The sequence below is a fragment of the Pseudomonas sp. GL_117 genome (genome assembly GCF_057835125.1).
In genome coordinates this window covers 3,211,335-3,228,849 of the sequence record NZ_CM174418.1, presented here as the reverse complement: position 1 = coordinate 3,228,849, position 17,515 = coordinate 3,211,335, and the positions used below count along the sequence as shown (strand labels likewise).

Here is a 17,515-nt window from a genome sequence, read left to right as displayed (position 1 = left end):
AGGATTGCAGATGACAAAATTATTTAAGCTTCCACCAGAAAAAATATCGAAATTGTTACATTCGTATTGGGCGATTTTGAAGGCAAACAGAAGAACCAAACCAGATGTAATACTCACTCATAAGGGACTTATCGAGACTTTTGTTGCAGATCAACTTAATCGCGAGAACCTAGATGATGAGGATTTAAAGGAAATTGTTTGGTTTATCGCCGGTTCCACCGACCTGCTAAAAACATTGGATACGCGGCAATTTCTTACGCCAATGATTGCTGATATTCACCGGGAGGTCAGAGCTGCTTATCCCAATAATCTTTACGATCCCGCCACAGCCAGCGCAGTTGACATACTAATTTATTAAGCAATCCGACCCGCTAGCGCGGGTTTTTTTATGCCCGCAGGCAGGGCCTGCATCAACGTCTCTGGGAGACAAACAATGCTGAAATTCCAACTGGATACCCTGGAAGGGGTAGATGAAGCCGTGCGCGCTCTTTACACCGAGAAGGACGGCAAGTTCGTACTCGGCATTGAAGGTCTGCCGCAACAAGAAGATGTATCCGGCCTGAAGGCCAAGGTTGATGAACTGCTCGGCGAGAAGAAAGCCGCCGAGAAGGCCCGCAAGGATGCAGAAGAGCAGGCCCGACTGGAGCGTGAAGAAGCCGCTCGCAAGTCAGGCAACGTCGAAGAGCTCGAGAAGTCCTGGTCTGAAAAGTACAACCGCCGCGAAGCTGAGCTGAACGGCATGCTGGAACAGGAGCGTGGAACGCTGAGCACTCAGATCCGGGATCTGACCGTTGGCCGTACCGCTACTGACATCGCGTCTGCCCTGGCAATTCCAGGCAGCGCCAAAGCCCTGTTGCCGCACATCGAACGCCGTCTGAGCGTCGAGCAGCGCGACGGGAAGCCTGTTGTCGTCGTTCTCGATCAGCAGGGCAAGCTCTCGGCGGCAACGCTGGACGAGCTGAAAGCAGAATTCGCAAACGACACGGCCTTCGCGCCGTTGATCGCGGGTAGCAAGGCATCTGGCGGCGGGGCCGCTGGTGCTGGAGGTGGCGGCGGGGCCGCAAAAGGAAAAATCGGCGGCACCAAAGAGGAACGACAGGCCGCTATCGCGAGCCGGTTCCCGGATCTCCCTCAATCGTAAGGAAATAACTCATGTCCCTGTCGCAAATGCAGGTCTTCAACCAGTACATCATGCCTGCGACTCTCGAGACGCTGGATCAGTACCTGGCCGCATTCAACGCCGCAAGCCGTGGCGCAATCGTGCTGTCCCCGGACGGCTTCACTGGTGACTTCCTGCAAGAGTCGTTCTTCCAGACCCTGGCGGCTGCTCAGCGCCGCGTTGATCGTTACAGCGCCAACGCAGCTGTCGCTGCCACCGACCTGACCGAACTGAAGAACACTTCGGTGAAGGTAGCCGGCGGCTTCGGCCCGATCCGCTACGAGCCATCGCAGATGACCTGGCTGGAGCGCCCAACCGCGCAAGGCATCGAGGTCGCGAGCCGTGCGTTCGCTGAAATCCTGCTGAAGGATCAGCTGAACACCGCGATCGCCGCCCTGGTTGCTGCAATCACTGCCCAGGCCGCCGCGGTCAACGATGTGTCGGCTACCGCTGGCATCACCTACGCCGGCCTGAACAACGCACATGCGAAGTTCGGCGACGCAAGCCAGAACCTTGTCACCCAGGTGATGCAGGGCACCAGCTACCACAAGTTGGTCGGCCAGAACCTGGCAAACCAGAACCAGCTGTTCCAGGCTGGTAACGTCCGCGTGATCGACATTCTGGGCAAGATCTCCGTTGTGACGGATGCCCCTGCGCTGATGCAGGCCGGCACCCCGAACAAGGAAATCATCCTGTCCCTGGTGCAAGGCGCTGCGCTGGTACACGACGGCCGCGACATCATCAGCAACGTCCAGACCACCAACGGCAAGGAGCGTATCGAAACCACACTCCAGACCGACTACACCTTCGGACTGGGCCTGAAGGGCTACACCTGGGACACCACCACCGGCGGCAAGTCTCCAACCGATGCCGAACTGGCGACCGGTACCAACTGGGACAAGACCGCCACCAGCATCAAGCACACCGCCGGTGTGGCTCTGATCGGTGACGCCTCCAAGTAACCCTGAAAGCTGAGTCGGGCCTAGCGCCCGGCTTGGCGAGGACATGATCATGAGCAACAAAAACATCTGGTATCTGCCTGGTCCATTCCACCAGTACCAGGAAGACGTGAAAGCACTCGCCAAAGCAAGCGGCCTGCGCATCGTCGACGCAAGCGTTACCGAAAGTCGTGAAGATGCCGCCGACGATGTGCCGGAAGTGACGACCAAGGAACGGCCGACGGTCCTGCTGATCGATGGCGGAAACTCCAGCATCAACATCGACGCCTTCCGTGCCGAACTCGAATCTGTCGGCCTGATCGTCGAGTCATTCGCTGATCAATCACTGGCGCGCCCTGAAGGCGAGCTTGGCCCGATCGCTGATCGCCTATTTCAGGTATTCGAGGCTGTAAATGCGGGCGTTGAAAGCCTCATCCGCGAGCGTGACGGTGAAGTCGAGAAGGTGAAAGCTCTGCAACTGCAGGTAGACGATCTTCTCCAGCGGGCCAACAAAGCCGGTCAGGTGGATACCGAAGCGAAGGAAATCGCCGACCTGAAGGCCAAGCTCGACGAAGCGAAGGTGCCATACCGGGCCAACGCCTCGAAAGAATCCTTGGAAAAGCTCGTCGCTGATCTGCCCAAGGCCTGATAATGCTGGCTGCCGGTGACCCGGCGGCCAATTTTCAAACCATTCCAGCGAGTTGACGCATGACACTCATCATCGAGGACGGCACCGGCAAGCCTGACGCCGAAAGCTACGCGAGCGCCGAGGACCTGGCCATGTATGCCGTGAAGTTCGGCACGGTCATCCCCGCAGGCGTTCCCGAGCAGGAAGCGCTGCTGCGCCGGGCTGCCTTGGCGATGGATGGCAAGACCTGGAAAGGCCGCAAGATGAGCAGCGAGCAAGCGTTGGCCTGGCCGCGCCGGGGTGTTGAACTGGACTGCCAGATCAAGCCAGACAACTACCTGCCGGCGCGGATCCAGTACGGCCAGATGGCGCTGGCTACCGAGATCCATCAGGACGACATCGATCCGGTGGAAAAGCGTAAAGGTGCAGTGCTGCTAGATCGTGTTGAGGGAGCTGTAACGCGGCAGTATGCCGCCATCACCAGCACCAGTAACCGGCTGTTGCCAGCGGCTCCAGATCGGCCGAGCGCAACGCAGTTTGCAGACTACCTACAAAAGCGCGGGCTGTTCGCAGTGCGCGCATAGCAACAACGGAGACCACCATGGCCGCCTTCTACGACGAAATGGCCGTGATGGCTCTGGAGATGATCACAGAGTTCGGCCAGCCCGTGACCATCAGCAAGACGGTACCCGGCGAGTACGACCCGGAGACTGGCGGCGAAGCGCCAGGTGCCACCGTCGAGCAAACCGCCCAAGGCATCCTGCTCGACTTTACCGGCCAAGAATTCCAGAACAACAGCCTCATCAAGCAGGGCGACAAGAAGCTCAAGATCGCCGCGCAGGGATTGGCCTGGATGCCTGGCCTGCTTGACAAAGTGGTCGCCCTGGGCCGCACCTGGTCAATCGTGCCGCCTCTGAAAGAGGTCAACCCTGCCGGTACGCCGATCCTGTATGAGTTGCAGGTGCGGTCGTGAGCCGAGCAGGCGCCGGACAGTCCGGCAGTTTTGCGCTCAGCCTGGCCGAGTTCGCCACTCAGGCGGGTGAAGCCATTGACGCCAGTGTTCGCGAGATCATCATTGAGGTCGGCAGCAGCTTGATCCGGATGTCGCCCGTGGGTAACCCGGAGATATGGGCGCAGAACGTCACGCATCGAGAGGCAAACAAGCGGGCGGCGGACGACTACGACTTCAAGGTCGCGGTCCGCAACACGATCATCAACCTCAACGAATCGAACTTCACCAAAGGCGGCAAGCTGCGCCAGGGGGTGAAGTACGCCAAGCCTCTGACCAAGACCGAGCGCGACCAAAACTTCAACGTGAACGGTCTGGTCGCCGGCAAGGACTACGTCGGCGGCCGCTTCCGTGCGAACTGGCACATCTCGCTGGGTGTGGTCGAGAGCGTCACCTTCGACGAGGTGGACCCAAGTGGCGCCGAAACCACTGCCGCGCTCGTCGCTGCAATGAGTGACTTCACCGCGGGCCAGATGGCCTACATCATCAACAACTTGCCCTACGCGATTCCGCTGGAGTTCGGCCACTCGACCCAGGCCCCTGGCGGGATGGTACGGGTCACCGTGGCTCGCTTTCAGCAGATCGTGCTGGAGGCCATCAGGAACAATCAGGTATGAGTCACGCCATCATCGCCTCGATCTACGAGGCCAAGCTCATCGCCTGGAACGCAGCCAGAACGGAGAAGCTGAAGATCGTCTTCGAGAATACGGCCTACACGCCGGCGGCGGACGAAACCTACCTGCGAGCCTTCACTATTCCGGGCGATACCGCGAGCAACACGCTCGGCGGCGATCACCGGCTGTACACCGGCGTGTTTCAGGTCAGCATCATCGCGCCGGCGGGCACCGGCAAGACCAAGACCAGCCCGATCACCACCGAGCTGGTAGACCTGTTCCCGCTATACGGCAGGGACACGAAGGGCGCCGTCACCGTGGTGACCATGTCGCCAGTTGACCCAGGCCCTGGCATCGCGGGCGATTCAACTTATACCGTTCCAGTTTCGTTCTTGTACCGAGCCGACACCAACTGATCCCGCCCATTGGGCAACCCCGAGAACCCGCCATCGAGCGGGTTTTTTTACATCTGCAATGAGGAAATACCCCATGGGCTACAAACTCCCGAACGGCGGCACCTTCCAACACGCCGCAACCTACGCCGCGGCACTGGCGTTCGCCACCATCAGCAACGCTAGCGAGGCGGTGGCCACCGTTGTAGGTGGCACCATCGCTGCCGGCGATATTGTTCTGCTCACGTCCGGCTGGAGCAAGCTGGATAGCAAAGTGGTGCGCGTGAAGGCGGCCACCGCCACGGCTATCACCCTGGAAGGCATCGACACTACCGACACGCAGGTCTATCCGGTCGCTGGCGGCGCGGGCACGATGCGCAAGGTGCTGACCTGGGTGCAGATCCCTCAGATCTCCGACGTAGCCTTCTCCGGCGGCGAGCAGAACTACCTCGACGTGGTGTTCCTCGAGAATGACCAGGGCAAGCAGATCCCCACCGACAAATCTGCGGCAAGCATGGTGCTGACCATCGCCGATGACCCGGCCCAGGCGTTCAACGGGGTACTGCTGAAGGCGGACGCGGGCAAGCAGGTCGAAGCGGCGCGCCTGAACCTGCCCGGTAACGACACCCTGCTGTACGGCACCTACACGTCGTTCTCCAAACAGCCGGCGGTGTCCCGTAACAATCTGCTGACCCGTACCGTCAGCTTGGCGTTGCAGGCAGAGCCGACCCGCTACCTGACTGCGGCGGTGTAACCCATGGCTAAGATCCGTATTGCGCAAAAGGCTACGTTCAATGCGCCCGTGCTGATCCCGATCGTCGGCAGCGAACCCGAGAAGGTCGAGTTCACTTTCAAGTACCGGGATCGCACCGAGCTTGCCGCTCTGTTCGATGAATGGAACGAGGCGCGGAACAAGGCGCGGGCTGCGCTGGGCGACAAGCCTTCTTGGTCGGAAGTGGTTGCCGTGGACACCGAGCAGCAAACCCAGCAGATCAAGGACCTGGTAGTCGGCTGGGGCTTCGATGACGAATACAGCGACGACAACATCGTCGCATTCGTGAAGTCCTGCCAGGGCGCCGCAGAGGCAGTCGTTAAGGCCTACGAAGGCGCATACAGCCAGGCCCGCCTGGGAAACTGACTGACGCCGCCCGCGCGATGTACTCGCCGAGCGTTCCCGATGCGATTATCGGCATGTTCGGCCTTGCCCCTGGTGATCTGGTTGAGGAAGTGGAGGTTTGGCCCTGCAACTGGCCGGCCTTCTTTCTTTTCAACCGCATGTCGACCCAGTGGCGAGCAGGCGCCGGCGGCGCTATCGGCCTCGACTACAGCTGCATCCGCGACGTGGCCGGCTTCCTCGGCATCAAGAAAAAGAAACTCGCCGAAATCTTCCCTGACCTTCAGGTGCTGGAAGGCGAAGCCCTGCGCGTCATGGCGGAGGAAAGGGAAAACAGCCCGTAACCACGGGCGCTTATTCAAGGTGAGTCGATGAACATTGCAGAACTCGGCGTCAAGATCGACTCGGCCGATGCAATCCAGGCGAAAACCAGCCTGGATGAAATGGCGAAGGCTGGCGGCCGGGCCGAGCAGTCTGCTGCTTCGTTGATGAACGAAATGCAGGCCCTGGAAAAGTCGCTTTCGACCAGCGCCAAAACCACCCAGGACCTGGCAAAGCAGCGTGACGCACTCGCCAAGCTGACCAAGACCGGCGCCTATGGCGAGGCCGAGGCGGCGAAGATCTCCGCGCAGTTGGACAAGCAGCAGGTAGCCCTGGCCAAGTCTGCCCTAAACGAGCAAAAGGCCTTGAACAGCCTGCTGGGCGCCATCGACCCAGCCCGCGCTGCGCTGGCGAAGCTGGACACCCAGGTCGAGCAGCTTGGCAAGCACTTGGACGAGGGGCGCATCAGTCAGGAGCAGTACAACAGCGCCCTGAGCAAGATCGACAAGGACTACGGGAAGCTCGAGAAGACCACAACCGGCTTCGACAAGCTACGTCTCGGCACCCGCCAGGCGCAGGAAAACGTCGTTCAGTTGGGCAACGCGCTGTCGTCGGGGGATTGGGGTAGCGGCGTTCGTGCCGTGGCTCAGTTGGGCGCAGGTGCGGGTGCAGGCGCTGCCGGACTTCTTGCCATCCTGGCGCCGCTGGCCCTGGCTACCGCAGCCGTGGGCGGCTTGGCCTACGCCTATCACAAGGGCAGCGAAGAGCAGGACAACTACAACAAGTCGCTGATCCTCACCGGCAACTACGCCGGTGTGAGCGCTGGGCAACTGGGCGACATGGCGCGGCAGGTCAGCGCTACCGTGGGCACCACCGGCCAAGCGGCCGCAGTGCTGGCGATGCTGGCAGACAACGGCAAGATCGCCGGCGAGAGTTTCACCGGCATCACCCAGGCCGCTGTGTCGATGCAGGAAGCCACCGGCAAGGCCGTGAGCGAGACGGTTGCAGAGTTTTCCAAGCTGGCTGACGATCCGGTCAAGGCGTCCGCCGCGCTAAACGAGCAGTACCACTACCTGACTGCCTCGGTTTACTCGCAAATCGTGGCCCTTGAGAAGCAAGGCGATCACGCCGGCGCCGTAAAGCTCGCGACCGATGCCTACGCTGATGCGATCAATGAGCGCACTCCGAAGATTCTGGCAAACCTCAGTCTTTGGGAGAAGGCGTACAACGCAGTAGCTCGTGCCGCTGACGGCATAAAGAACATTGGTCGTCCTGATATTGACGCAGATATTGAGCAGGCTCGCCGCGATCTGACTGATGCCCAGAACGGCAATATCGGACTGTTCCAAAACAAAAAAGAGATGATCGAGTTCAGGCAAAACCGCCTGAACATGCTTGAGGACGAGAAGGCCGCTCAGGCCGATATCGCCAAGTGGGAGCGCGAACAAGCGAAGGCGCAGGGCGATGCAGTGTCGTCCATGGCTAAAATCGATGCTTTAACTAAATCGTCATGGACGAATGAGCAGAAGCGCGCCGACGCCCTCAAGGACTACAAAAAACAACTCGACGACATCCGCAAGGTAGCGCCGAATGACCCACGCTTGGCCCAGGCGACGATCGACAAGAACATCGCCAACATCAACGACAAGTTCAAAGACCCGAAAACACCCGGCACCCAGGTCGACCTGACCAGTTTCAACGACGCCAAGAACAACCTGGCGGCCATCGCTGCCGACTACAAAAACTACCAGAAGGAACTGGAAGCGGCGCAGAAGGCGGGATTGATCTCCGAGGCCGACTACCTGGTGCGGCGCCAGGCCCTAATCGGCAACGAACGTGACCAGGTAACGGCCGCGTACGAGTCCGAGATTGCCGCGTTGGAGGCCGCCAAGGGCAAGAAGACCACCTCGGCCACGCAAAGCATCCAGTTGGACCAGAAGATCGCCGACGCACGTGCAGGGATGGTCAAGGCGCAGAAGGATGCCGACAGCCAGCTTGAAGTGTTGGCGACCAACGAGACCGGGCGACTCGCCAAGCAGGAGCGGGCGATCAGTTCGTACGTGCAGGCGCTGGGGCAGCAACAGCGGGCTCTGGAGTTGGCCGGGCAACGTGCCGTCCTGGGCGTTGGCCAGGGCGATCGCCAGAACGCGCTCAACGGGCAGTTGAACAGCCAGCAAGACCGGTTTGCTCAGCAGTCGCTGGAGCTGGAAAACCAGCGTTCCGATCCGTCGCGCAAGATGTCAGACGAAGAGTTCACCCGCAAATCGCAAGCACTCGCCGACGCGAACAAGAAGGCCACCGACCAGATCCGGCAGAACTACGCGGATGTGGAAAGCGCCCAGGGCGATTGGACCAACGGCGCGACGGCGGCCTGGCAAAACTATCTGGATTCGGCGCAGGACGTGGCCGGCCAGACCAAGTCGCTGTTCGGCAACGCCTTCAGCTCCATGGAGGACGCTGTCGTCAACTTCGCCATGACCGGGAAGTTGTCGTTTGCTGACTTCACCAAGTCGATCCTGGCGGACATGGCACGCATTGCCACGCGCCAGGCCAGTTCGGCATTGCTGGGCAGCCTGGTCGGCGCAGCGGCGAGCTATTTGGGCGGCAGCGCTGCCGGCGGCGGTAATGGCATGGCGGCCGGGTCTGCCGGTGCCACGTCGTCTAACCTCGGGGCATCTCAAGCTGGTTACACCGGGATGTACGCTCAAGCTATGGGCGGTGCCTGGTCGGGCGGCGTGCAGATGTTCGCCGACGGCGGTGCCTTCACCAATTCCATTGTCAGCAAGCCCACGGCGTTCGGTATGGCCAACGGCAAAACCGGCGTCATGGGCGAGGCGGGGGAAGAGGCGATCATGCCACTGACCCGCACCTCAAGCGGAAAGCTGGGCGTTATGGCCATGGGCGGTGGCGCCGCCGGCGGCACGCAGATCAATGTCGAGGTGCACATCGATGGCGACGGAAACGCGTCGTCCTCTTCCGACGACCCTGGCTACGACCTGTTCGGCAAAGAGCTGGCGACATTCGTCGAACAGAAGTACCAGGAGCTGCGGACCAAGGACATGCGCCAGGGCGGCGTCATCAACAAAGCAATCAAGGGGCGCTGATGGCCATCGAACGATTCATCTGGGAGACGGAGAAGGGCGCGGAAGGGGATGTTGCCCAGCGCGTCCGCACCAAGCAGTTCGGTGACGGGTACGAGCAGTCGGTCGAGGACGGCCTCAACAACCAGTCCCAGTCCTGGCCGCTCACCTTCACCGGTGGCAAGCCCCGGGTGCTCGAAATCAAGGCGTTCCTTGATCGGCACAAGGGGGCAAAGGCGTTTCTCTGGACGCCGCCCCTCGGAGAGCTTGGCCTCTACAAGTGCAACGGCTACAAACCCGTGCACCGCGGCGGCCAAGTCTACGCCATCAACGCCACCTTTCAGCAAACCTTTCACCCCTGAGATAACCGCCCATGGCACTGATCACGGACATCCAGAAGCTGGAGCCCGGCGGCGAGATTCGCCTGTTTGAAATCGACGGGACCGAATACGGCGCCGACTATCTGCGCTTCCACGGGCACGCGATTCCGCACACGCCGGAAGAGCTGCTGGCTTACGAACACTCGGAAGAGGATCTGCCCGCCAAGTCCATTTGGTGGCAGGGCGAGGAATACGCGGCCTGGCCGGTGCAGATCGAGGGCATTTCCTCCAGCAGCGACGGCACCGCCTCACGCCCGACGTTCGCCGCCGGCAACATCAACGGCCGCGTCACGGCGTTGTGCCTGGCGTTCGAGGACATGCTCAAGTTCAAATTGACGGTTCGCGAGACCCTGGTCCAGTACCTGGATGCGGCGAACTTTCCGGATGGGAACCCAACGGCTGATCCGACCCAGGAGGCGCTGGAAATCTGGTTCATCGACCAGAAGACCAGTGAGGACGGCGAGGCAGTGGTTTGGGAGCTTTCCTCCCCGGGCGAGATCGATAACCACGGCCTGCCCGGGCGGCAGATGACCACGTTTTGCCACTGGGCCATGACCAATGGCTACCGGGGGCCGGATTGCGGCTACACCGGTGCGGCGATGTTCGATGACGAGGACAACGCCACGGATGATCCGGCGCTTGACCAGTGCAAGGGCTGTTTGTCGTCCTGCAAGCTGCGCTTCGGCGAGAACAACGAACTGTCCTTCGGTGGATTCCCCGCCGTTTCCCTGATAGCCCGGAGCTGAGCATGCGCAAGCACATTGTCGCGGCCATCCAGACGCACGCGGCGGCGCAGTACCCGAAAGAATGCTGCGGGCTGCTGCTGGCTGTTGGCCGGGCGCAGAAGTACTTCCCGTGCCGGAACATCGCCACGGAACCGAACGAAGAGTTTCGGCTTGATCCAGAGGACTACGCTGCAGCGGAAGATCTGGGTGAGGTGATCGGGATTGTTCATTCGCACCCGGACGCGACCAGCAGGCCGTCGCCGCATGACCTAGCCATGTGTGAGGCTACGGCCTTGCCCTGGCATATCCTGAGTTGGCCCGAGGGCGATCTGCGCACGATCACGCCCACCGGCTGCACGCCGCTGCTCAAGCGCCCGTTCGTGCACGGCGCCTGGGACTGCTGGCAGGTTTGCGCAGATTGGTATCAGCGGGAGTGGGGGCTGGAGTTCGAATCCTTTCAGCGTGCGGATGGATGGTGGGAGAGTGCCGAGAATGCCAGCCTGTACGAGCAGCATTACGAGGCCGCCGGCTTCGTGCGGGTTGACCAACCGCAGCGCGGTGACCTGATCGTCATGCACGTCGGCCGGACGGTTCACCCGAATCATGCTGGGATTTATCTGGGCACTGATCCGGCGCTACCTGGCGAAGAGTCAGGCACGTTCGGCCCTGGCCCTTTTTTGCTGCACCACCTATATGGCAGGCCGTCTGAGATCATTGTCTATGGCGGACCCTGGCATGACCGAACACGCCTGATTCTCAGGCACAAAGATGCTCAAGCCAGTTTGCCCATGGAGTAAATGGAGAAGCCGCCCTCTGTCAGGTGAGTGACATGCACTGAGCCGCCTATATAGACGCGATCTTTGGTTTTTCCATCTTCCTGCAGCGATTGCGCACGCATTATCTCGGGTGCACACGTTGGGAACGAGCTCCAGTCTATCCCCGCTTTATCCATAAGCTCTGGCTTTACGCCAAGGCCATAATCTAAAGCCTCGGATTTAAAGTCCGACCCGGAACGGTAAGCGAACCCATGGATTTTTCCAGAGTCGTCGGAAATCCCGAAGTGATAGATCGATGCAGATTGGTCCTTGAGGGCGGGGGCATGTCGATTCAATTCGCTCCAGAGGGCCTGAAGCTCTTGGGGCGCATGAGCATCGACCGCGTCTACATCGAGGGCAAAACCTTGGTTATTCACAAGGCCGACCCAGCGGCTGAAAAGCAGGGCGGAGCCTGTCGCTGCGATGACCATGCGCATGTGCGGGATGGCGATAGCTTTACTCACGCAGCCTGGGGGCGTATCGACGGAATAATGTAAAAGCGTGTCCGTGGCCACAATCGCTTCGTTTTCATCCGTGTAGAACAGTAGGGACGACATGGGGCCTCCTGGCCAGCATTTGATTGGGCGGAGGCTACTACCGCTCCCCAATCACGCGTTACTGGCATTCCATCCACGCTGGATGCCTGGCCAGGATTTGCGATAAATGTCTTCCCGTGACACGCTCCCTTATTTAAAGAATGGGTGGAATTGAGGGAATGATAAGCGCCGAAGAAAAGCGCAATCTCTGCATTCAGGAAATGGGCGCAGAACTGGGAGCAATGTACTGCGACCTAAACGACCATTTGCTGGACATACTGTTGATCTGGAGGCAGTACGAGCAGTTGTTCGCAGTGGACGAGAAAACGGTTGAGCTTTTGAATCGAACAGCCCCAGCATTTTTTGGCGTTATCCAATGTCAGCTTTGGGATAGCGTCATGCTCGGCGTATCCCGATTAACTGATCGTCCCGAGAGCTTCGGGAACAAAACCCTATCCATTCAAGCGCTTTCCGCTTTGATTGATGACGCTGGCGTGAAGGTGAAAGTTGATGCAGCAGTGAGCCAGGCCCTAAGTGACGTGCAGTTCGCGAGGACTCACCGCAATAAGCGTATAGCGCATAACGATTTAGTGAGCATGCAGAATCGCGCGGGAAATTCCTTGCCAGGGGCTAGTAGAGAGAAAGTCAGGGTAGGTCTTAAATCGATAATCGCAGTGCTGGAAATTTTGAATGGACACTATCGGGAATCGACGATGCTCTATGACGACATGATTTCAGACGGTGGTGCTGCTCGGTTGGTTGCAATACTGCGCAACAATGCAGCATAGGAACATAAGTGATCTCGAAGAACGGGGCAACCGGTCACTCTTTTTGCATGTCCTCCTCAGTGCTACAGTCCCGCCAAACCAAAGAGGGAACGACATGCGGATTTTGATAGCGGCGGTAGCGGTGTTGGTGCTGGCAGGGTGTGCATCTACAGCGATTTCAGTGCGTGACGCAAGACCGGTACCGGCCGATGAGGTGTACGCATTCCAGTCCAAGCCAGTAGGCGAAAGCGGTAAAATCACGGTGGTGCGCGACTCCGGTGCGGTCGGCTCCGGCTGCGACATCGTTGTCTACGTTGACGGCCGAAGGGCTGCAAAAGTCGGCACCGGCCAGCGGGCTACGTTCTACCTTCCTCCAGGCTCGCCCAATCTCGGCGCCGGTCTGGCTGGCTCTGGTTTGTGCGCAGGCGCTGCAATCCGGACCATTGCGGCGACGGTGCAGCCCGGCAAGGAAAGCCTCTACAGGATCAGCGGGGATATGTCGGGCTTCTACATCGGGCCGTACGTCGACTACAACTGAAACCCAAACCATCAAAACCGCCTTCTGGCGGTTTTTTTTACGCCCGGAGAAAACGATGCAGGCCTCAGCAATCAACTATCAGCCCATGACGACTATTCGGCTGCACGGGCAGCTTCGGCAATTCGGGAAGTCGTTCAGGCTTGCGGTGAAGTCTCCGGCGGAAGCTATCAAGGCCCTTTGTGTGCAAATTCCAGGATTTGAACGTTTTTTGTCGAACGCCAAGTCGCGCGGTCTTGAGTTCGCGGTGTTTCGCGACAAGCGCAACATTGGCGAAAAACAGCTGAACTATGTTGGAGCCGGTGACATCCGGATTGCTCCCGTAGTGGTCGGCAGTAAGCGCGGTGGCATTCTCCAAACTATAGTCGGCGCGATCTTGATTGTTGTGGGTGTGATTTTTTCGGCAACGCCTTTCGGTACGCCACTCATCGGCGCCGGTATCGGCCTTGTCGCGGGTGGTGTGATCCAAATGCTCAGCCCCCAAGCCGGCGGCCTGAAAACCAGCGCCGCGCCTGAGAACACTCCCGGCTACGCCTTCGGCAGCGCCAAGAACACCACTGCATCCGGCAACCCTGTCCCACTGTGCATCGGCGAACGCCGCTGGGGCGGTGCAATCATCAGTGCCGCCATCTACGCCGAAGACCAGATGTAGCCGTCACCCGCAGCACCGCAGCCGCCCCAGAGGCGGTTTTTTATTGCCTGGAGAAAAGCATGGGCGCAGCACGCAAATTAGACATCCACGGCGCCAAGGGCGGCGAAGAGAAACCCAAAACGCCAACGGAAGCCCCGGACAGCCTGCGCTCTGTCGCCATTGCCAAAATGCTGATCGCCGTGGGCGAGGGTGAGTTCGAAGGCACGCCGACCGCGCGCGACATCTACCTCGATAACACCCCATTGCAAGACCCTCAGGGCAACATGAACTTCCCGAACGTGAAGTGGGAGTGGCGCACCGGCGCGGTTGACCAGACCTATATCCAGGGCATTCCGTCGATTGAAAACGAGACGACCATCAGCACTGAGCTGCGCAATGGTACGCCGTGGGTGCGGGCGATCAGCAACACCCAGCTATCGGCCGTGCGCGTTCGATTCGCCTGGCCCGCGCTCCAGTCCGTAGATTCAAGCAACAACATCAACGGCTACCGCATCGAGTACCAAGTCGAGTTGGCCACTGACGGCGGTGCGTACCAGAAGGTGCTGAGCGAGGCCGTCGACGGTAAGACCACCAGCCTGTACGAGCGTACCCGCCGTATCGATCTGCCCCGGGCAACCACTGGCTGGCTGATGCGCATCACCCGCCTGACGACGAACCAGAACAACAACAAAATCGCCGATACCATGCAGATCGCTGGCTTCACCGAAGTGATCGACGCCAAGATCCGCTACCCGAACACTGCGCTGCTCTATATCGAGTTCTCCGCCGAGCAGTTCCGCAGCATCCCGGCGGTGACCGTCGGCTGCAAGGCTCGTAAGTGGCAGGTCCCCAGCAACTACGACCCCGAGTCGCGCACATACAGCGGCATCTGGGATGGGACGCTCAAAGAGGCGTACACCAATAACCCGGTCTGGGCGACGTATGGGATCACCACCGCCGACCGCTTCGGCCTCGGCCGCCGCATCAAACCGTGGATGGTCGACAAGTGGGAGCTCTACCGTATCTCCCAGTACTGCGACCAGATGGTGCCGAACGGGAAGGGCGGCCAGGAGCCGCGCTTCATCTGCAACCTCAACCTGCAAAGCAAGGCCGACGCCTGGTCGCTGCTGCAAGACATCTCGACCATCTATCGGGGCATGACCTACTGGGCCCAGGGCCAAGTCTTCACGCTGGCAGATATGCCGCGCGCCACCGACTTCGACTTCGCCTACACCCGGGCGAACGTGATCGACGGCAAGTTCACCTACTCCAGCGCCTCGGAGCGCACGCGCTACACCCGTGCGTTGATCAGCTACGACAACCCGGCCAACAACTACGACACCGACGTCACGGCGGTCACGGATGCCAAGCTCCAGCGGCGGTACGGCGACAACCCGCTGGAGATCAGCGCCATCGGCTGCACCCGCGAGTCGGAGGCGCAGCGCCGTGGCAAGTGGGCGCTGCTCACCAACTCCAAAGACCGTGCTGTCACCTTCAAGGTTGGACTCGACGGGCGCATTCCGCTGCCCGGCTACGTGATCCCGATTGCCGACGAACTGCTAGCGGGGCGTCCTGTGGGCGGGCGCATCTCGGCGGCGAACGGCAAGGTCATCACCCTGGACCGCGACACGCAGGCCAAGCCCGGCGACCGGCTGATCCTCAACCTGCCAGACGGCAAGTGCGAGGGGCGTACCGTGCAACTGGTCAGCGGCCGACAGGTCACCGTAACCCTGGCCTACTCCGTGCCGCCTGAGCGCGAACTGGTATGGGCGCTGGATGCTGACGACCTGGCGATTCCGCTTTATCGCGTGGTCAGCGTGGCCCGCCCAGAAGCCGGTGTGTTCGAGATCTCGGCCGTGCAGTACGACCCGAGCAAGTTCGATCACATCGACACCGGCGCCCGGCTGGAGGACCGGCCAATCAGTGTTGTGCCGATCACCGTGGTTCCGGCGCCGTCGAGCGTGGGCATCACCTCGAATTACTCCGTGGACCAAGGCCTGGCAATCAGCACCATGAACATCTCGTGGCCTGCCGTCCCCGGCGCGGTCGCGTACGACGTGGAGTGGCGTAAGGACAGCGGCAACTGGATCAAGCTGCAGCGCACTGGCTCGGCGAGTGTCGACGTCACTGGCATCTACTCGGGCGCCTATCTGGCCCGAGTCCGCTCGGTGAGCGCGTTCGAAATCTCGTCGATCTGGAAAAGCTCCAACCTGACCAACTTGGAAGGCAAGGTCGGCCTGCCGCCGGCGGTGGCGCTATTGACCACCACCAGCGAGTTGTTCGGCATCGGCATCCGCTGGTCTTTCCCGCCCGGCGCCGAGGACACTCAGCGCACCGAGCTGTGGTATGGCCCAGCCAATGACCTGTCGGCGGCTACCAAGCTTGCCGACTTGGCGTATCCCCAGTCGAATTACAGCATGCAGGCCCTCAAGGCCGGCGCGCAGTTCTTCTTCTGGGCGCGCCTGGTGGACCGCACCGGCAACGTCGGTCCGTTCTATCCGGTGGTCAATGGCGTGTTGGGGCAGGCCAGCTCAAGCGCCAGTCCAATCCTGGAGCTGATCGCCGGCCAGGTGGGCGAGTCCGAACTGGCCAAAGAGATCCTTGATGAGATCGATCTGATTTCCGGGCCCGGCCCCGGCTCGGTCAATGACCGTTTGGAGCAGGCCAAGCAGGAGCTGGAGGCTCTGATCGACCAGGTAACGGACGCCCTTGTCTACGACCCGGCCAAGACCTACAGCGCTGGGCAGATTGTTCGCACCGGGCAGAACCTGTGGCAGGCGCTCAAGACGGTGCCGGTGGATACCCCGCCGCCCGCTGTCGAGTTCTGGTTCAACATGGGCACCATTGCCCAAACAACCCAGGCCATGGCGCTCCAGATCCAGCAGAACAAGACATCTATCGAGGCTGTGGACGGCAAGGTCACGGCGAACGCTTCGGCGCTGCAATCGCTTCAGGCCAGTTGGCGCGAGGATAACGGAGAGGGTGATCTTGCCGGCGCCCTGCAAAACTGGGATGCCGCCGCGAAGTTTGCGCAGCAGGTGAAGTTGCAGGCTTCCGATAACCTGGCAATGGTTGAACGCACTACGTCGCTGGATGCGGCGGTGGGGGCGAACAAAGCGGCATTGACCACGCTTGAGCAGGTGGTGGCCACCGACAAGCTGGCAACCGCTGAGCGTATCGACCAGCTGAAAAGCAGCGTAGATACCAATACTGCTGCCGTGCAGACCGTCACGCAGTCACTTGCGGATACCAACAACTCGGTTGCATCCCAGTCCACCACGCTCGAAGCCATCGCTGGCGGTGCTCGCGACGGCACTGATGAGGGGGATCTGGCCAGCGCAGTCAACGAGTGGAAAAACAAGGCGTCAATCCAAGTCACCGCCAGGGCTCAAGCCGACACCGACGGCAAGTTGTCCACGATGTGGGCGGTGAAGATGCAGGTCAACGCCAACGGCCAGTACGTGGCGGCCGGGATCGGCCTGGGCATCGAGCAGAACGCCGACGGCTTGTTGCAAAGCCAGTTCCTGGTCAGCGCTGATCGATTTGCAGTGGTGAACACGCTTGCTGGTGGAGCAATCACCACGCCTTTTGTTGTGCAGGACGGTCAGGTCTTCATGAACTCGGCGTTCATCCAGGACGGCACGATCACCAACGCCAAGATCGGCAGCTACATCCAGTCGAACAACTATGTGGCGGGGCAGAGTGGCTGGAAGCTGTTCTTCGACGGAACCTTCGAAATCAACAGTGCTTTCGGTGGGCAGGCGCGGCAGGTCATTAACAATGCCGGCGGCAAAGTGTTCGATGAAAACGGAGTGAAGCGGTATCAGTGGGGGGATCTTTCCGCATGACCTATGGAGTGAGAACTTGGGGG

20 protein-coding genes are annotated in these 17,515 nt (G+C 60.4%); 19 read left to right on the top strand and 1 reads right to left on the bottom strand.

Features of this window, described 5'->3' with window-relative positions; translation table 11 throughout:
• Positions 1-10 precede the first annotated feature (10 nt).
• From AC3ISR_RS14470 to AC3ISR_RS14400, 15 genes are all read left to right on the top strand, one after another.
• Positions 11-358, top strand: coding sequence for a hypothetical protein (locus AC3ISR_RS14470; protein WP_489324285.1), 348 nt, complete (start codon positions 11-13; stop codon positions 356-358).
• Positions 359-433: 75 nt separating this feature from the next.
• On the top strand, positions 434-1,141 hold the full coding sequence (locus AC3ISR_RS14465; RefSeq protein ID WP_187601371.1) for a hypothetical protein: 708 nt from the start codon (positions 434-436) through the stop codon (positions 1,139-1,141).
• 11 nt (positions 1,142-1,152) lie between these two features.
• Positions 1,153-2,121: a major capsid protein gene (locus AC3ISR_RS14460; RefSeq protein ID WP_489324284.1), complete on the top strand. Its 969-nt coding sequence runs from the start codon at positions 1,153-1,155 to the stop codon at positions 2,119-2,121.
• 49 nt (positions 2,122-2,170) lie between these two features.
• A complete protein-coding gene (locus AC3ISR_RS14455) occupies positions 2,171-2,746 on the top strand; it encodes a hypothetical protein (protein ID WP_489324283.1) in 576 nt (191 codons plus the stop codon).
• A 59-nt stretch (positions 2,747-2,805) separates the two neighbouring features.
• Complete coding sequence (locus AC3ISR_RS14450; RefSeq protein WP_489324282.1) at positions 2,806-3,309, top strand: DnaT-like ssDNA-binding protein; 504 nt, start codon at positions 2,806-2,808, stop codon at positions 3,307-3,309.
• A 17-nt stretch (positions 3,310-3,326) separates the two neighbouring features.
• Positions 3,327-3,698: a hypothetical protein gene (locus AC3ISR_RS14445; protein ID WP_489324281.1), complete on the top strand. Its 372-nt coding sequence runs from the start codon at positions 3,327-3,329 to the stop codon at positions 3,696-3,698.
• Positions 3,695-4,351: a hypothetical protein gene (locus AC3ISR_RS14440; RefSeq protein WP_489324280.1), complete on the top strand. Its 657-nt coding sequence runs from the start codon at positions 3,695-3,697 to the stop codon at positions 4,349-4,351. The genes AC3ISR_RS14445 and AC3ISR_RS14440 overlap by 4 nt, the downstream gene beginning before the upstream one ends.
• Positions 4,348-4,764 carry a phage tail terminator-like protein gene (locus AC3ISR_RS14435; protein ID WP_489324279.1) on the top strand — a complete coding sequence of 139 codons (417 nt, stop codon included), beginning with the start codon at positions 4,348-4,350 and terminating at the stop codon, positions 4,762-4,764. The genes AC3ISR_RS14440 and AC3ISR_RS14435 overlap by 4 nt, the downstream gene beginning before the upstream one ends.
• A 73-nt stretch (positions 4,765-4,837) precedes the next feature.
• Positions 4,838-5,494: a phage tail protein gene (locus tag AC3ISR_RS14430; protein WP_489324278.1), complete on the top strand. Its 657-nt coding sequence runs from the start codon at positions 4,838-4,840 to the stop codon at positions 5,492-5,494.
• A gap of 3 nt (positions 5,495-5,497) precedes the next feature.
• On the top strand, positions 5,498-5,878 hold the full coding sequence (locus tag AC3ISR_RS14425; protein WP_042572017.1) for a phage tail assembly chaperone: 381 nt from the start codon (positions 5,498-5,500) through the stop codon (positions 5,876-5,878).
• A 17-nt stretch (positions 5,879-5,895) separates the two neighbouring features.
• Entirely contained in the window at positions 5,896-6,198 is a 303-nt protein-coding gene (locus AC3ISR_RS14420; protein WP_489324277.1) for a DUF1799 domain-containing protein, read from the top strand.
• Positions 6,199-6,225: 27 nt separating this feature from the next.
• Positions 6,226-9,279, top strand: coding sequence for a phage tail tape measure protein (locus AC3ISR_RS14415; RefSeq protein WP_489324276.1), 3,054 nt, complete (start codon positions 6,226-6,228; stop codon positions 9,277-9,279).
• Positions 9,279-9,617: a phage tail protein gene (locus AC3ISR_RS14410; protein ID WP_489324275.1), complete on the top strand. Its 339-nt coding sequence runs from the start codon at positions 9,279-9,281 to the stop codon at positions 9,615-9,617. Before AC3ISR_RS14415 ends, AC3ISR_RS14410 begins: the two co-directional genes overlap by 1 nt.
• 11 nt (positions 9,618-9,628) lie before the next feature.
• On the top strand, positions 9,629-10,381 hold the full coding sequence (locus AC3ISR_RS14405) for a phage minor tail protein L (protein ID WP_489324274.1): 753 nt from the start codon (positions 9,629-9,631) through the stop codon (positions 10,379-10,381).
• A gap of 2 nt (positions 10,382-10,383) precedes the next feature.
• Positions 10,384-11,157, top strand: coding sequence for a C40 family peptidase (locus tag AC3ISR_RS14400; RefSeq protein ID WP_489324273.1), 774 nt, complete (start codon positions 10,384-10,386; stop codon positions 11,155-11,157).
• On the opposite strand, the gene AC3ISR_RS14395 is transcribed toward AC3ISR_RS14400, so the two are convergent.
• On the bottom strand, positions 11,133-11,732 hold the full coding sequence (locus AC3ISR_RS14395) for a hypothetical protein (protein WP_489324272.1): 600 nt from the start codon (positions 11,730-11,732) through the stop codon (positions 11,133-11,135). The genes AC3ISR_RS14400 and AC3ISR_RS14395 overlap by 25 nt on opposite strands.
• A 158-nt stretch (positions 11,733-11,890) precedes the next feature.
• Here AC3ISR_RS14395 and AC3ISR_RS14390 point away from each other — a divergent pair, with 158 nt between their 5' ends.
• The 4 genes from AC3ISR_RS14390 (at position 11,891) to AC3ISR_RS14375 (ending at position 17,492) form a co-directional block, all read left to right on the top strand.
• Positions 11,891-12,499 carry an AbiU2 domain-containing protein gene (locus AC3ISR_RS14390; protein ID WP_489324271.1) on the top strand — a complete coding sequence of 203 codons (609 nt, stop codon included), beginning with the start codon at positions 11,891-11,893 and terminating at the stop codon, positions 12,497-12,499.
• Between the two features lie 94 nt (positions 12,500-12,593).
• A complete protein-coding gene (locus AC3ISR_RS14385) occupies positions 12,594-13,016 on the top strand; it encodes a hypothetical protein (RefSeq protein ID WP_489324270.1) in 423 nt (140 codons plus the stop codon).
• A gap of 55 nt (positions 13,017-13,071) precedes the next feature.
• Positions 13,072-13,665 carry a tail assembly protein gene (locus AC3ISR_RS14380; RefSeq protein ID WP_489324269.1) on the top strand — a complete coding sequence of 198 codons (594 nt, stop codon included), beginning with the start codon at positions 13,072-13,074 and terminating at the stop codon, positions 13,663-13,665.
• 59 nt (positions 13,666-13,724) lie between these two features.
• Positions 13,725-17,492, top strand: coding sequence for a TipJ family phage tail tip protein (locus AC3ISR_RS14375; RefSeq protein ID WP_489324268.1), 3,768 nt, complete (start codon positions 13,725-13,727; stop codon positions 17,490-17,492).
• Positions 17,493-17,515 lie beyond the last annotated feature (23 nt).